Source organism: Cardinium endosymbiont of Oedothorax gibbosus, from assembly GCF_936981045.1.
Lineage (GTDB): Bacteria > Bacteroidota > Bacteroidia > Cytophagales > Amoebophilaceae > Cardinium.
In genome coordinates this window covers 1087392-1101494 of record NZ_OW441264.1, presented here as the reverse complement: position 1 = coordinate 1101494, position 14103 = coordinate 1087392, and the positions used below count along the sequence as shown (strand labels likewise).

13 protein-coding genes are annotated in these 14103 nt (G+C 37.9%); 10 read left to right on the top strand and 3 right to left on the bottom strand.

The features are described from left to right. The first annotated feature begins 657 nt into the window (after window positions 1-657). Entirely contained in the window at window positions 658-1365 is a 708-nt protein-coding gene (locus NBW36_RS05220; RefSeq protein ID WP_250239135.1) for an IS6 family transposase, read from the top strand. Window positions 1366-1453: 88 nt separating this feature from the next. On the opposite strand, the gene trhO is transcribed toward NBW36_RS05220, so the two are convergent. Beyond that, a complete protein-coding gene (trhO, locus tag NBW36_RS05215) occupies window positions 1454-2260 on the bottom strand; it encodes an oxygen-dependent tRNA uridine(34) hydroxylase TrhO (protein ID WP_250238223.1) in 807 nt (268 codons plus the stop codon). Between the two features lie 329 nt (window positions 2261-2589). Next, on the bottom strand, window positions 2590-3702 hold the full coding sequence (gene dprA / locus NBW36_RS05210) for a DNA-processing protein DprA (protein WP_250238221.1): 1113 nt from the start codon (window positions 3700-3702) through the stop codon (window positions 2590-2592). A 218-nt stretch (window positions 3703-3920) separates the two neighbouring features. Between dprA and NBW36_RS05205 the strand changes: the two genes are divergently transcribed. Then, the gene (locus NBW36_RS05205) at window positions 3921-4454 is read left to right on the top strand and encodes an SLC5/6 family protein (protein WP_250238220.1); all 534 of its coding nucleotides are present in this window, start codon (window positions 3921-3923) and stop codon (window positions 4452-4454) included. A 228-nt stretch (window positions 4455-4682) separates the two neighbouring features. On the opposite strand, the gene NBW36_RS05200 is transcribed toward NBW36_RS05205, so the two are convergent. Then, window positions 4683-5021: a reverse transcriptase domain-containing protein gene (locus NBW36_RS05200; RefSeq protein ID WP_250238217.1), complete on the bottom strand. Its 339-nt coding sequence runs from the start codon at window positions 5019-5021 to the stop codon at window positions 4683-4685. A gap of 752 nt (window positions 5022-5773) precedes the next feature. Here NBW36_RS05200 and NBW36_RS05195 point away from each other — a divergent pair. The 8 genes from NBW36_RS05195 (at window position 5774) to dnaB (ending at window position 14027) form a co-directional block, all read left to right on the top strand. Further along, window positions 5774-6427, top strand: a complete 654-nt coding sequence (locus NBW36_RS05195) for an ankyrin repeat domain-containing protein (RefSeq protein WP_250238215.1) — start codon at window positions 5774-5776, stop codon at window positions 6425-6427. A 725-nt stretch (window positions 6428-7152) separates the two neighbouring features. Beyond that, window positions 7153-7872, top strand: coding sequence for an outer membrane lipoprotein periplasmic chaperone LolA1 (lolA1, locus tag NBW36_RS05190; RefSeq protein ID WP_250238213.1), 720 nt, complete (start codon window positions 7153-7155; stop codon window positions 7870-7872). Window positions 7873-8130: 258 nt separating this feature from the next. Beyond that, window positions 8131-8691: a ribosome recycling factor gene (frr, locus tag NBW36_RS05185; protein ID WP_250238211.1), complete on the top strand. Its 561-nt coding sequence runs from the start codon at window positions 8131-8133 to the stop codon at window positions 8689-8691. Between the two features lie 81 nt (window positions 8692-8772). Next, window positions 8773-9522: a Fe-S cluster assembly ATPase SufC gene (gene sufC, locus NBW36_RS05180; RefSeq protein WP_250238209.1), complete on the top strand. Its 750-nt coding sequence runs from the start codon at window positions 8773-8775 to the stop codon at window positions 9520-9522. Then, on the top strand, window positions 9519-10793 hold the full coding sequence (locus NBW36_RS05175) for a SufB/SufD family protein (protein ID WP_250238207.1): 1275 nt from the start codon (window positions 9519-9521) through the stop codon (window positions 10791-10793). Before sufC ends, NBW36_RS05175 begins: the two co-directional genes overlap by 4 nt. 35 nt (window positions 10794-10828) lie before the next feature. Beyond that, entirely contained in the window at window positions 10829-12058 is a 1230-nt protein-coding gene (locus tag NBW36_RS05170; protein ID WP_250238205.1) for an aminotransferase class V-fold PLP-dependent enzyme, read from the top strand. Window position 12059: 1 nt separating this feature from the next. Beyond that, the gene (locus NBW36_RS05165) at window positions 12060-12533 is read left to right on the top strand and encodes a SufE family protein (protein ID WP_250238203.1); all 474 of its coding nucleotides are present in this window, start codon (window positions 12060-12062) and stop codon (window positions 12531-12533) included. A gap of 12 nt (window positions 12534-12545) precedes the next feature. Continuing rightward, window positions 12546-14027: a replicative DNA helicase gene (gene dnaB, locus NBW36_RS05160; RefSeq protein WP_250238202.1), complete on the top strand. Its 1482-nt coding sequence runs from the start codon at window positions 12546-12548 to the stop codon at window positions 14025-14027. The last annotated feature ends 76 nt before the right edge of the window (window positions 14028-14103 follow it).

Sequence of the window (14103 nt, the reverse complement as noted above, 5' to 3'; positions counted from 1 at the left end):
AAAAGCGCGTTATTTGAACTGAAAGGACAGACAGCAGGTTTATGCCTATAACCCTGCTGCTGTTCTTCCAGCCTTTCCTTCCTTATTTTAAGCCTCTGGGAGGTTACCGTTCTTGCTTTAATAAAATGCAATATAAAGAAAAGGTGTACCCGTCCAACCTTGTGGCAATGGTATCTATGCAGCAGTATGGCAAGACTACCCCAAAACAAGAAAACCGCTGCTTGTAAAAAGGTGCGATCAGAACGCACACCTTGCAGCCAAGTCTTTTGTTTTAAGTGTGTAAATATATTTCGGGTTATATATTTAGATAAACTAAAATACTTAAAACAATGAAAAGAAAAGAGACAGTTAAAGATGGGATAAGCAAGGGTTCTGTCGCGTCTATTATACTGGACTGAAAAATTCGGACAAAAAAGATGATAATTTGTTTCTGTATATTTTAGTTTAATGATATTAAAATAGAGCTATCTAATGGTCAGAAATAAGATTAGAAATTTTAGTTCGGAAGAAAAGACTAAAATAGTATTCGCTTTACTAAAAGAAGATTGAACACTAGTTGAATTATCGTCCAAATAGGGAGTAACGAGTAAAACGGTTCTGTCGCGTTTATTCTAAAAAATGATTATTTTAGTATCGGTATTTAAAAAAGTAGTTATTATGTTTAATATTTCTCCCGAGTTATTACCATATTTTAAAGGTTATTGTTCTTCATCAGAAGTCATCCTGTTATTTGTATACATGAAGTGTCGTTTTTCCTTGAGCTATAGAGATTTGGAAGAGATGATGCGTATGAGAGGCGCAAGAGTTGATCATTCTACGCTACAGAGATGGGTTATTAAGTTTGTTCCTCTGATAGATAAAGCAGTAAGAAAAAGAAAACGACCAATTGGTAGTAGTTGGAAAATGGATGAAACCTATGTTAAACTAAACGGGAAGTGGATCTATTTATATAGAGCAGTAGATCGTTATGGTGATACAGTTGACTTTTTTCTATCTGATCATAGAGACAAGTCTTCAACGCTTTCTTTTTTTCGCAAGGCGATCACAGAAAATAATATTCCTAAGAAAGTAGTAATTGACAAAAGCGGTAGTAATAAAGCTGCCCTTGATGCGATCAATACAGATCTTGATCAAGATCATACCATTCAAATATTTCAAAACAAATATTTGAATAATAGAGTTGAACAAGATCATAGGTTTATCAAAAAACGGATAAAACCTATGCTGGGTTTTAAGAATTTTTATTCTGCTTCCATTACTATTTCAGGGATAGAAAACATTCGTATGATTCAAAAAGGACAAGTAAGAGGAGCTAAAAATCATCTTTCTACTTTTGAGAACTTTGCTATCTTAATGGCCGCATAATATCCAAAATTTGACTTAAACGAAAAACCTATACTAAGAAAACTATAGACGCGACAGAACCAGCAAAAATGTAATATAAGTGCCTGATCTATTTGTCTTTTAGACAAAATTTGCATCGAATACCAGATTGGTAATTTTCATCTAGATCTTCTGTAGTTAAAGGCATACGGCAGCCATAGCAAAGCAGGCTACTGCCTTTTTTTAATCCATGACCTAGGGATATGCGTTCGTCAAAAACAAAACATTCCCCTTTCCATCTGGATAGCGCTTCTTGCGTATGGGCTAAATATTGTAGAATGCCACCACTTAGTTGATACACCTCTTTGAAGCCACTAGAAAGCATATAAGCAGAGGCCTTTTCACATCTGATCCCTCCCGTACAAAACATAGCAATAGGCTGATCTTTATAGGGGGTTAAATTTTGTTCAACAAAGGCAGGGAATTGGCTAAAGTAGGTTGTTTTAGGATTTAATGCCCCTTCAAAACTTCCCAATCGATGTTCGTAATCGTTGCGAACGTCAATTACAACAGCTGACTGATCCATCCTATTGTTCCAGTCTGAAGCTAAGACGCAGTGGCCACGTCGTAGCATGGATGGGACCTCCGGTTGGTGCATGGCTATAATTTCCTTTTTAATCCTAACCTTTAAGAGACGAAATGGCTTATGGTTAGCTTTGGAATATTGATACCACAAGTCACCAAATGATGGAATGGCTTCTATCTGGGCGATGGCATCGTCTAGTAGATCAGGCAGGCCAGCAATGGTACCATTAATCCCTTCTGAAGCAATCAGCAGTGTGCCGGTTAGTGCTTTGCATATAGATTGAAGTTTCTTCTGTAGCGCTACTAGGTCATCTAGGGGCACAAATTTGTATAAGGTAGCTACTTTAAACATATATACGTGAGTTCGGGATTAGATTATTTTTTCATTTGATAATCAATATTAACAAAAATTTATAAAATTTGTTTTATAGACAGTTAAATAGGTAGTTGAATAAAAAATAATTCTGATAATCAGTTTATTATATATATTATATTTATAAAATTAGATATAAAAACTTATTAAATAGGTGTAAATATTAACTAAATAATTGATATTAAATTGTTGTAAATCAGTCAAATAAATCCCGAACTCACGTTATATGGATGGTGTTGATTCTATTTTAGATGCTTCAAATTTAGCTAAATTCTTGCCATAAATCATACTTTATGCTTTGGTAACATCTATTGTTTATAGATAGGGGCTAATGTAAAACGGTTACCTGGTAGTGCACGTAATAAGCCTTGTAATTCTAGTGACAATAATGCTGCTTGTAATGTACCGGGTGGCAAAGCAGTAGTAAAGGTTAGCGTCTCAATAGTGATGGGTTCAATGGCTTGCTGCAGCTGTTTTAAGACCATTTGTTCTGATGCTGTAAGTGGATAGTTCGCGTAAGCATCTGCTTGGCGTTGATGGTGCACTGTCCAGTTCATGATATAAGCTAAGTCATCTATATGGGTCAGGAGGTGTGCTTGATTTCTTTTAATCAATCGATGGCATCCTGCAGAAGTAGCTGCGTAAATACTACCCGGCAATGCAAAAACCTCCCGGTGGTAATTATTGGCATGGTAGGCGGTGATTAATGCACCGCTTTTTTCTTTGGCCTCCATAACTATGGTTACATCTGCTAGACCAGCTAAAATTCTATTGCGTGCCACAAAGGTATGGGGGCCTAGTCCACTTTCTATGGGGTACTCTGTGAGTAAGCCACCTTTTACACCACACATTTCCAGGGCTATTTTTTTGTGTGCAGTGGGGTAGATGTGCTGCAAGCTTGTTGGCAATACGGCTACTGTAGTTAGCCCCATTTCCAATGCTTGCTTATGGGCCCATATATCTGTTCCATAGGCTAGGCCACTGACTACAAGCGGATGATAGGGAAGGAGTTGTTCTAAAAATTTGGTAATCGATGCTTGTCCATAGGATGTTAATTGCCTAGTACCTACAACGGTCACGATACGTTGTTGGTTCAATGTCGCTTGCCCTTTATAATAAAGCAGGGAAGGACGATCTGGTAGCTCTAGCAACCGTTTGGGATAGGTCTCTTCCTCTGTTGTCAGCAATTGGATGCCTTCTGTTTCATACAATTGGAGGATCTTTTCTGCTTGGGAAAGGCTACTGCTTGCGGTAATAGATTGGGCTATTTTGTAGGGTAGTAACGTGTTACCTTTATGTGCAGCTGCAAATACTGCTTGGGCACTTCCGAAATAAGCTAATAATTTTCTTAACCAGGCACAGCCTATACCGGGCACTAATGAAAGTGCCAATCGATAGTGTTTTTCAGTGAGGGGAACCATTGTTTTGTATAACTGTAAGATACAATGGCTAATTTAAACTATTTTTGATCCAAAACGGTTGTAATGCCTTCCATTTTATCGCACCATGCCTAGTTGATGCATCACCTAACGCTTAAATGTTTGTACCAAACAACGAAATCACTTGCATGCGTAGTAAAAATTACTCAGTATAATGTTTAATTCAATATTGGTTATTATTTTAGCATGTACATGATATGATGCTACTCAATACACCTTTTCTAAATGAAAAGTACTTGATTACCACTACGTATATGGATTTAATGGATCGTAAAACCGTTACTATATTGTCCACTTTAGTGCTTATTGTTTATGCGACTTTGGGGGGCATTCGTTCTGTTACCAATACCGATGTATGGCAATTTATAACCTTTATTGCTATTATTTTCCTTATTGCTAAGCTTATGTTTATAAAAACAGGTAAATCTGTTTTAGAAATTGTATCCTTGCTGCAAAAGCAAGCAAAATTTCAACTTAGTAGCCTGTGCCATTCTAATGGGCAACTATTGCATTTGCTTTTATTCATCCCATTTCCTTTTTCTGAAGTTTCTGATTGCCGAACTATACATAGGGTCTACATGTGTTCTGGTCCCATTGAAACCAAAAAAGTTTTCTTGTATAGCAGTTTTTGTCATCTCATTATAGTATCTTTTATATGCATAATGGGCCTATTTGTTTTTGTAGGCGATGCAATGTTACCAGTAGCAGAAATTTGGAACTATATAATAACGTGAGTTCGGGATTAGATTATTTTTTCATTTGATAATCAATATTAATAAAAATTTATAAAATTTGTTTTATAGACAGTTAAATAGGTAGTTGAATAAAAAATAATTCTGATAATCAGTTTATTATATATATTATATTTATAAAATTAGATATAAAAACTTGTTAAATAGGTGCAAATATTAACTAAATAATTGATATTAAATTGTTGTAAATCAGTAAAATAAATCCCGAACTCACGTTATGAAGTTAAAACCTTCTTTCAGTTTCGTTATTCGTGTCTTTCGGTGGTTAATAATGAGCGATAACCTCTTTGCTAATTCTGTGAATTTCTCCAGCGCTAAGCTAGCACTCTTACGACATACCAAAATTGCATCATCACAATACCTATGCAAGGTTGCGCTTAGCTTTTCTGGATACCCCCTTGAGTGCCACACTTGGTCTATAACATTTAGGTAGATATCACTATACAACGGTGATATTGGTGATCCTTGCGGTACTCCAACTTTCTTGCATGTAATTTTACCTTGTTTTGCTATTGACGTTGTTAGGGTTTGTTTAATTAGCTTCAACATACTGCCATTTGCTATCCTTTTAACGTGAGTTCGGGATTTATTTGACTGATTTACAACAATTTAATATCAATTATTTAGTTAATATTTGCACCTATTTAACAAGTTTTTATATCTAATTTTATAAATATAATATATATAATAAACTGATTACCACAATTATTTATTATTCAACTACCTATTTAACTGTCTAATAAAACAAATTTTATAAATTTTTATTAATATTGATTATCAAATGAAAAAATAATCTAATCCCGAACTCACGTTGATAGGTTTCATATAAAGACAACAATGGCCCTATGGATATTAAACAAAAAAATATATACGGATCATTATATTACCAATGTTTCGGTACCCATTCAGCCTTTTGGCCATACTGCCTAAAAACAAGAAAAATCGTCCCTTGCAAAAAATTAGGACTAGAAAGTGCAGCTTATAGCTGAACAGAAAAACAGTTGAAGTGGAAGCTGTAGGACTACTGGCCTGAACAGATACTAGATGGGTGGCCTCTATAGGCTTGATCCAATTTAATCTGATTGTATTTTAATGCCATAAAAGGATTTTTTATAAAGATTTACTAAATTAAAAGCACTAACCAAATGCGTAAGTTATTTTGCTAATGTTTACTAGTGCACAAAATAGGCATAGGGATAGGTTAGTTGCCTTTGACATTTTTCAAGTTGCTAGCTTAGGTTGTTATACTTAGGGAATGTACCCATTAATAATTTAATGCAGTGTAAACTATTGAACATATTTTGGAACAAAATTCAGGTATCGATATGAGTATAGATCAAAGGAATAAATATGGAGACACTCCCCTGCATGTGGCAGCTTTTGAAGGTGATTGGCAAAAAGTTCAATTGTTGTTGCAAGACAAAAGAAATGATGTAAATGCAAAAAATAACTATGATAACACGCCAATACATTATGCCGTGGTTGAGGAGCATGTAGAGGTACTTAAAGTACTGCTAGCAGGGTCAACTACTATTAATGTAAATGCAATAGATAAAGATACCTATGCCCCACTTCATTATACATCATACACAGGTCATTTAGAGATGACACAAGCGTTGTTGAAGGATGTAAAGATTAATGTGAATGTCAAAGATAAGTACAAAAACGCTCCGTTGCATTATGCAGCATTTGAAGGTCATGTAGAGGTGCTTAAGGCGTTATTGGCCAACAAAGGCATTGATGTCAATATAAAAAATCAGCATGACAACACCCCATTATACTATGCAGCCTCTAAAGGTCATCTGGATGTCGTTAAAACATTAGTGGATGCTACAGGTATTCAGATAATGATAAAAAATAAGTATGGGAACAGCCCACTTGATACAGCTAACTGGAATAACCACCCTAGGTGTCTTGATGTATTATATAATGCAGTTCATAAAAACGAGGTATAACGAAGCCTATATGCTCCTTTTGCATTAGAAGTGTTTTCTCTTGTTTCGTGTTGCCAGAAGGCTGAAGGGGTGTTTTTTATTTTGTTTTGAAAAGCAAGTTATTAAGTCTAAGTCTTAATTTATTATATCTGGCTCGCCCTTTAAGGGCACAATTTTGGAAACTTTTTGCACTAGGACTTGATTTTTTGCTTACTTGTTGATCAATCAAAAAGTAAGCAAAAACGTTCCTTTAAATCCCTCAAAAAATTTCTATAACTTAAGGTTTACAATTAACTTTATATGAATGGCTTTGGTTTGTAAGCTACTTTACATCTATACTTAGCGCATTGTTTGATGGCACCTCTTCTTTTATGAAATATGTATAAGTATGGAGGGGTTGAAACTTCAGAAAATAAACTTATAAAGTTGCAATTATTTGATAGAAAGAGGGGCTGACCATTGGGATCTGGTTGGGGTGCGCAAGTACCATTAATGGTGTGTACGGTTTAGGTATAATTTTAAAAAACAGCTACCTATACCATGCGATTGGCACATTTTATGCGTCAAGATATTTTAATAGGTATAGCGTGTGTAGTACTTAGCATAAAGCCTCATGCCAAGACCAATAATGGGTCCCGCCTATTATAATTTTAGAGTGCAGGAGTCTAGAAAATAGTATAATGGAGTTTTGCATTGTTTAGATGCAGCTTTTTTCCTTATACCTGGTAATAAATTATGTTGTATGAATGGTTATGCTCATCGCTAAGCTTTGGCACTTTCTAGTAGTACTATTTAGGTCGCTGTTATGGTGGTTTGTTGCAATGACCCCTATTTTTGCAGCGATAGATGAAAAAGCACTTGAAATTCTCGAGAAAACTTCTGCCTACTACCAAGGACTAGAAAATTTTAGTGCCATCTATAATTTGACCATTAAATATCCAGAAGAGGACATGGTTCGGTACGATAAAATGCACATCACAGCTCGAGGGCAACAATATAGGGTATCCTATGACCAAAAAGAGACGATAACAGATGGGGAAACCGTTTGGGTATACGATAAAGCGCTAAAAGAAGTGACCATTAGCGAATATGCTAAAACAGATTCCGATTTGAATTTTGCTGAATTATATAATCTCTATCAACAAGGCTATCTATTCGTTTATATTGGAGAACGTATAGTATATAAAACCAAAAATATAATACGAGATATTGTCCAGTTAACGCCTATTCATGAAGAGAGTAGTTTTAAAAGTATTACCCTTGAAGTTGATCGTGCCACCTCACAAATTCATAGATGGGAAGTAGTACAAAACGAAGAAACAAGGTATATTTGTACAGTTTGTAAGTTCTCTGTCAACATACCTCTATCAGATGGTTATTTTACATTTGACATAGGTGCGCATGGCGACTTGGAGGTAATAGATTTACGGGAAAGTGAAGAAGAGGCTGATTTAGATGAAGTGTAATAGGTACATGATCATCTCGTTGCCTCCATCTAGAATTAAAGGGCTCATTAGACTTCTTTCATAACGCTACCTCTGCTGGTAATTTGCACGTTGATTCGGTGCTCAAATCCTCACGTACATCTAGTACGCTCCGGTTTTGCGCTCCGTGTTTCCTACAAATTCCAGAGCATAAGCGCATTATGCAAAAAGTCTACTGTAGAGTAACGGATCGAATAACCTATTCAGACGGGTTTTTTAGTGCTATATAATTTAACGTTTATGGAAGTCATTCAACAATATTTAGATCAAGCTGAGCGCAGTATGGATAAGGCTTATAGCCATGCACAAGATGCTTTTGCAAAAGTTAATGTGGGGCGTGCATTACCTACCATATTGCACCATTTGATGGTGGTCTACTATGGGAATCCAACACCACTCCACCAAGTAGCTGCTATTACTACCGCTGATCCGCGTACTTTGACTGTTCAACCATGGGAGCAAAGTATGATTCCCCATATAGAAAAAGCGATTGCAGAAAGTCAGCTTGGATTTTCTACTAGAAATGATGGACGCACCGTTATGGTTACCTTTCCTCCTCCCTCTGAAGAGCGGCGCAAGAGTTTGGTAAAGCTCATTAAAAGTGAAGCAGAAAAAGGAAGGGTGGTGATTCGCAATCTTCGCCGTGACTATAAAGAAATACTAAAAGCTATGCAAAAGGATGGCATACCAGAAGATGTCATCAAAAGGGCAGAGCAAAAATTACAAGACCTGACAGATGGCTACATTGATAAAATCAACCATCTTTTAACTTTGAAAGAGGCAGATGTGATGGCTATATAGTACTTCTTCTACCTTGCAGCTTTAAGGAAACCCAACAGCTACATCATCTGATTTACTTTAAACCAATTAAGACAATAGATCATGCTCACAATAGAAGATTTACATGTAAGCATAGGCGGTAAAAAAGTACTGAATGGCATAAATCTTCAAGTATATGCAGGTCAGGTACATGCCATTATGGGGCCCAATGGTGCAGGTAAAAGTACCTTAGCGGCTGTTTTAGCTGGTAAAGCAGGTTATGAAATTACAAAAGGGCGTGTCCTGTTGCATGATCAGGATCTGTTGCAGCTAGCGCCAGAAACTAGAGCGGCACTTGGTCTTTTTTTAGCCTTTCAATATCCAGTTGAAATTCCAGGCGTCACGACCACTAATTTTCTGAAAACAGCTATCAACCAAATAAGAAAACAGAGGACATTGCCCCCTTTAGATGCCGTTGCTTTTTTAGAACGTTTAAAAGAGAAGCGCAAGCTATTGGGTATGGATCACGCCTTGGTACAGCGTTCACTCAATGAAGGCTTTTCAGGAGGTGAAAAAAAAAGAAATGAAATGTTACAAATGGCCATATTGGATCCATCTTTGGCTATTTTGGATGAGACCGATTCTGGTTTGGATATTGATGCCTTGACCATTGTAGGACAAGCCATCAATCAGTTGCGCCGGGCAAACAATGCTATGGTATTGATTACCCATTACCAAAGGCTATTGGATCATGTTGTGCCAGATGTTGTGCATGTTTTCTATGATGGGAAGATTATGCAATCCGGCGATCATGCACTTGCCAGGCGGTTGGAAAAAGAAGGGTATGCCTGGATTACACAACTTCATCTATGATGGCATTTATAAATTGGTTGGCAGAGGCCTTTGCAACCTTTTCTGCTACGGATCCTTTTTATATAGGGCGCCTATGGGCATTTAATAAGTTGAACCAGCCTACTTTTATAGCCAACCAAAAAGAAAACTATAACAGCCTTCGTGAAATCCTTCAGTTATTGACGCGCCAGGCCTACCATTTTAATATGCCCAATCAGCCTTTTCCACCGGTGGAAGTGGGTGGTTATCGCTATGTTCCTGAGGGAGTGACCTTAACCTTTGTGAATGGCATAGGGTCCCCATCTAATAGTGTCCATCAGGGGATTCAGTTGCGCAGGCTAGCAGATCTACCACTGTTGGAACAAAAAGAGGTATTGACCCCTTATATGACTGATGTTGAATCAAGCGATGATCTTTTTGTTATGTTGAATAGGCTGTTGGCTCAAGAAAGCCATCTACTGGAGATTGCAGCAGATAGGCAGCAAGTGATTACCCTGCAACATATTGTAACCGATTCTGTGGGCCATGTAATGCCCCAGCTAATGGTTAAAGTAGGTGGGGCCAGCCCAGTAACCATAATAGAAAACTGGTATATTGTACCGTACAAAGTGCAGCCTTTTGTAAACAATTTTACCCATATCCTACTAGAAGAAGGTACGCATCTAGCTTACCATACCCTGTATACCGATGATCCATCATGTTATCAAGTCAATACCCTCTATTGTCATCAAAAGGACCATAGCACCTTTAGCCACCATACTTTTGCCTTTGGTGCTGCTATGTTGCGTATGTACATTAGGGCTCAAATAAATGGCAGTCATGCGTGTGCTAGCCTATATGGTTTGTCTACGCTTGCTGCAACAGAAAAAGTAGAACAGCAGATCCAAATAATCCATAGTGCGCCCCATAGTCTTAGCAAACAACATTACAAATCCATCTTAGGCGGTCAGTCAATAGGCAGTTTTAGTGGTAAAATTTACCTTACATCTGCTGCACAGCAAACCAATGCCTATCAAACTAATAATGTATTGCTTCTATCTGATGCAGCCCACCATTATGCCAAACCACAATTGGAAATTTATGCAGATGATGTCAAATGTTCCCATGGTGCAACAGCTGGACAGTTAAATGAAGAACAACTATTCTATTTGCAAACACGTGGTATAGCAACGCCCTTAGCTAAAAGGTTATTATTGGAAGCTTTTGGTAACGAAATCATTGACTCCATTACGCTAACCACATTACAGGATTATTTATACGATCAGCTCATAGCAAAGCTTGTAAAATTGTAGTATCTTCAGCCTATTAACCTAATAAACTGCCCTTGATGTTTGTTGCGCGTCCTTTAGATATAGGTCAGATTAGGCCTTTTTTCCCTATTCTCAATCAACAAGTGTATAACAAGGCCTTGGTCTATTTTGACAATGCGGCTACGGTCCACAAACCTCTTTCAGTCATAGATCGTGCCACCCACTTTTATCAGCGCGATAATGCCAACATTCATCGTGGTATGCATGCCTTAGCGGCTCGTTCTACTGGAGCTTTAGAGCAGACACGTCTGGCGGTACAACAATTTATACATGCTCCTGAGATAGAAACCATTGTTTTTACCTCAGGTACTACAGAAGGGATTAACTTAATTGCGGCCACCTATGGTGCGATGGTGGTGGGTGAAGGGGATGAAGTAGTCATTTCTGAAATGGAACATCATGCCAACCTCGTTCCTTGGCAATGGCTTTGTAAGCAGCAAAAAGCCATTTTAAGGGTGATCCCCATAGATGATAAAGGGAAATTGGATCTAACCCATTTTTCCTTTACGAACCGCACTAAGATCGTTGCATTAAGTTATGTGTCTAATATATTGGGCACCATTAATCCCATTAAAACTATTATAGGCCAAGCACATCAAAAAGGTGCCATTGTAGTCATCGATGGGGCACAAGCAGTAGCCCATATGCCCATTGATGTTACCGATTTAGATTGTGATTTTTTTGTCTTTTCTGCCCATAAAATGTATGGGCTTACGGGGCTAGGCATTTTATATGGTAAAAAAAAGTGGTTAGAAGCCATGCCACCCTATCAAACTGGTGGTGCAATGGTCAAACAAGTTACCCTAGCAGAGACCATCTATCATGGTCCGCCCTATAAATTTGAAGCAGGAACCCCACCATTGGCTGCTATTATCTCTTTTCCAGAAGCACTCAAATTTATTGTAGGGATAGGCTACGCCAAACTAGCTGCCCATGAAGAAAGTTTGTTGGTCTATGCATTGGCTGGCTTGGCCCGTATGCCAGCAGTAAAATTGGTGGGTACCACTACTCATAAGGTAGCGATTATTGCTTTTAATGTGGCCAATATGCACCATTTAGATGTAGGTCTATTTTTAGATGCCAAAGGGATTGCCGTTCGTACAGGTCATTGTTGTACCCAGCCACTTATGGAAAGATTTGGTATAGAAGGTGTAGTACGTATTTCTTTTGCGGTCTATAATACCATTGAAGAAATAGATCTATTTTTAGAGGCATTGCAAGAGATTATTGATCAAGGAAACCGCTAATATGGTACAAATAGCATTTAAGACAGTTGATCAACACCAAGACGAAATCATAGATGCCTTTGCTATGTTGTCTGGTGATAGAGTCGCTACGCTGGACTATCTTATTGATTTAGGAAACACATTAGCTCCCATGGATCCCTTGTATAAGACGGATGCCTATTTGGTGCAAGGCTGTATGTCTAAAGTATGGGTAGTGGATACACTTATACAAGAACGACTATTTTTTCAAGCCGATAGCAATACAGTCATTACAAAGGGATTAATTAGTTTATTATTGAAGGTATTTTCTGGCCAGTCTGTACAAGCTATTGTAGAGGCTAAGCTCTATTTTACAGAAGCCATTGGCATAAGCGCGTTGATTGGATTTCAGCGCGCCAACGGGTTGGCACACATGATTAAAACCTTGAAAATAAGAGGTTTATCTAGATTTAGTAGAAGCAATTCATCTATCATGCCTGATTTTGGGCTAGTTTAAGTATCACCTAGTATGAAAACATATACTAAAGACTTAGAAGCGGCACCATCTAATCCGTCTGACACGTTTGCGATCAATGCAAAATATCCTCCACATGCCTTAGATTTAGAAGAGGGCGTATTGGGTGCATTGATGTTAGAGAAAGAGGCGTTAGTGAGCGTCATTGATCTTTTACGGCCTGAGAGTTTTTATAAAGAATCCCATCAAGAAATTTATCGAGCCATCGTACAACTGTTTAATGATTCAGAGCCCATAGATATGCTTACGGTAGTCAATCAGTTGCGCAAAGATGGTAAATTGGATGCAGTAGGCGGAAGTTATTATGTAAGTTATCTAACGACGCGCATTAGCTCTTCAGCCAATATTGAATTTCATGCTAGGGCTATTCTAGAATATGCCATGCGCAGAAAGTTAATAGAGATTTCCACTATGGTTCAGAAGTATGCCTATGATCCTACTATGGATGTTTTCAATACTTTAGATCGTACTGAACAGGCACTATTTGAGATTTCGGATGGCAATATGCGCAAGCGTTATCTAGAGATACGTTCATTATTGGTAGAAGCCTTTGATAGTTTACATAACCGTCGCATGCGCACTAATGGGCTGACTGGTATTCCAAGTGGGTTTACCGCTTTAGACCGTATTACCTCTGGTTGGCAAAAGTTTGATTTGATTATTATTGCAGCTAGACCTGGTATGGGTAAAACCGCTTTTGTACTCTCTGCTTTACGCAATGCAGCTATAGACCATAAGTTACCCGTAGCTATTTTTTCCTTAGAAATGGGTGCATTACAATTGGTCAATCGATTGATATCAGCTGAAGCAGAGTTAGCGGGTGAAAAAATAAAGCAAGGTAAATTAATGGACCATGAGTGGGAACAATTGCTTCATAAAACGGCCGAACTCTCCAATGCTCCGATCTACGTAGATGATACACCTGCCCTCTCTGTTTTTGAACTACGCACCAAATGTAGAAGGCTTAAGGCCAAACATGATATTCAACTGGTTGTTATTGACTATTTGCAGCTTATGTCAGGCGATCCTAATAGAGGAGGGGGCAACCGTGAACAAGAGATTGCTTCGATTTCACGTGCGCTTAAAAACATTGCCAAAGAGTTGGACATTGCAGTGGTGGCACTTTCTCAATTAAGTAGGGCAGTAGAGACACGTGGAGGGAGCAAACGGCCTCAATTATCTGATTTACGTGAGTCGGGTTCTATTGAACAAGATGCGGATCTAGTCCTATTCTTATATAGACCAGAATATTATGGCTTAACAGAGGATGAGTTGGGTAATCCTACACAGGGGCTAGCAGAGGTTATTGTTGCCAAGCATCGGAATGGTGCATTAGATCAGGTTCATCTGCAATTTATGGGCCGATATATGAAGTTTATAGATGCGGATATGTCCCCTTCTACCGCTCAACCGGAACAGTTTGTCATTCATTCGAGCAAGGCCAATGCGTTAAATGATTCATTTGAATTGTCTTGATGGATTTGTATGCTATTTTTTGCTGGATCAAAAACTAGCCAAAAAATCAAGCCCTATGGCAAAAAGTTGCTGAAAC

What these genes read in the sequence shown, in the direction of transcription:
- trhO (WP_250238223.1), bottom strand. Translation starts at nt 2,260, where the DNA reads ATGTTTAAAGTAGCTACCTTATACAAATTTGTGCCCCTAGATGACCTA.
- NBW36_RS05200 (WP_250238217.1), bottom strand. Translation starts at nt 5,021, where the DNA reads ATGTTGAAGCTAATTAAACAAACCCTAACAACGTCAATAGCAAAACAA.
- NBW36_RS05175 (WP_250238207.1), top strand. Translation starts at nt 9,519, where the DNA reads ATGATGGCATTTATAAATTGGTTGGCAGAGGCCTTTGCAACCTTTTCT.
- dnaB (WP_250238202.1), top strand. Translation starts at nt 12,546, where the DNA reads ATGAAAACATATACTAAAGACTTAGAAGCGGCACCATCTAATCCGTCT.
- sufC (WP_250238209.1), top strand. Translation starts at nt 8,773, where the DNA reads ATGCTCACAATAGAAGATTTACATGTAAGCATAGGCGGTAAAAAAGTA.
- NBW36_RS05170 (WP_250238205.1), top strand. Translation starts at nt 10,829, where the DNA reads ATGTTTGTTGCGCGTCCTTTAGATATAGGTCAGATTAGGCCTTTTTTC.
- dprA (WP_250238221.1), bottom strand. Translation starts at nt 3,702, where the DNA reads ATGGTTCCCCTCACTGAAAAACACTATCGATTGGCACTTTCATTAGTG.
- frr (WP_250238211.1), top strand. Translation starts at nt 8,131, where the DNA reads ATGGAAGTCATTCAACAATATTTAGATCAAGCTGAGCGCAGTATGGAT.
- NBW36_RS05205 (WP_250238220.1), top strand. Translation starts at nt 3,921, where the DNA reads ATGCTACTCAATACACCTTTTCTAAATGAAAAGTACTTGATTACCACT.
- lolA1 (WP_250238213.1), top strand. Translation starts at nt 7,153, where the DNA reads ATGGTTATGCTCATCGCTAAGCTTTGGCACTTTCTAGTAGTACTATTT.
- NBW36_RS05220 (WP_250239135.1), top strand. Translation starts at nt 658, where the DNA reads ATGTTTAATATTTCTCCCGAGTTATTACCATATTTTAAAGGTTATTGT.
- NBW36_RS05165 (WP_250238203.1), top strand. Translation starts at nt 12,060, where the DNA reads ATGGTACAAATAGCATTTAAGACAGTTGATCAACACCAAGACGAAATC.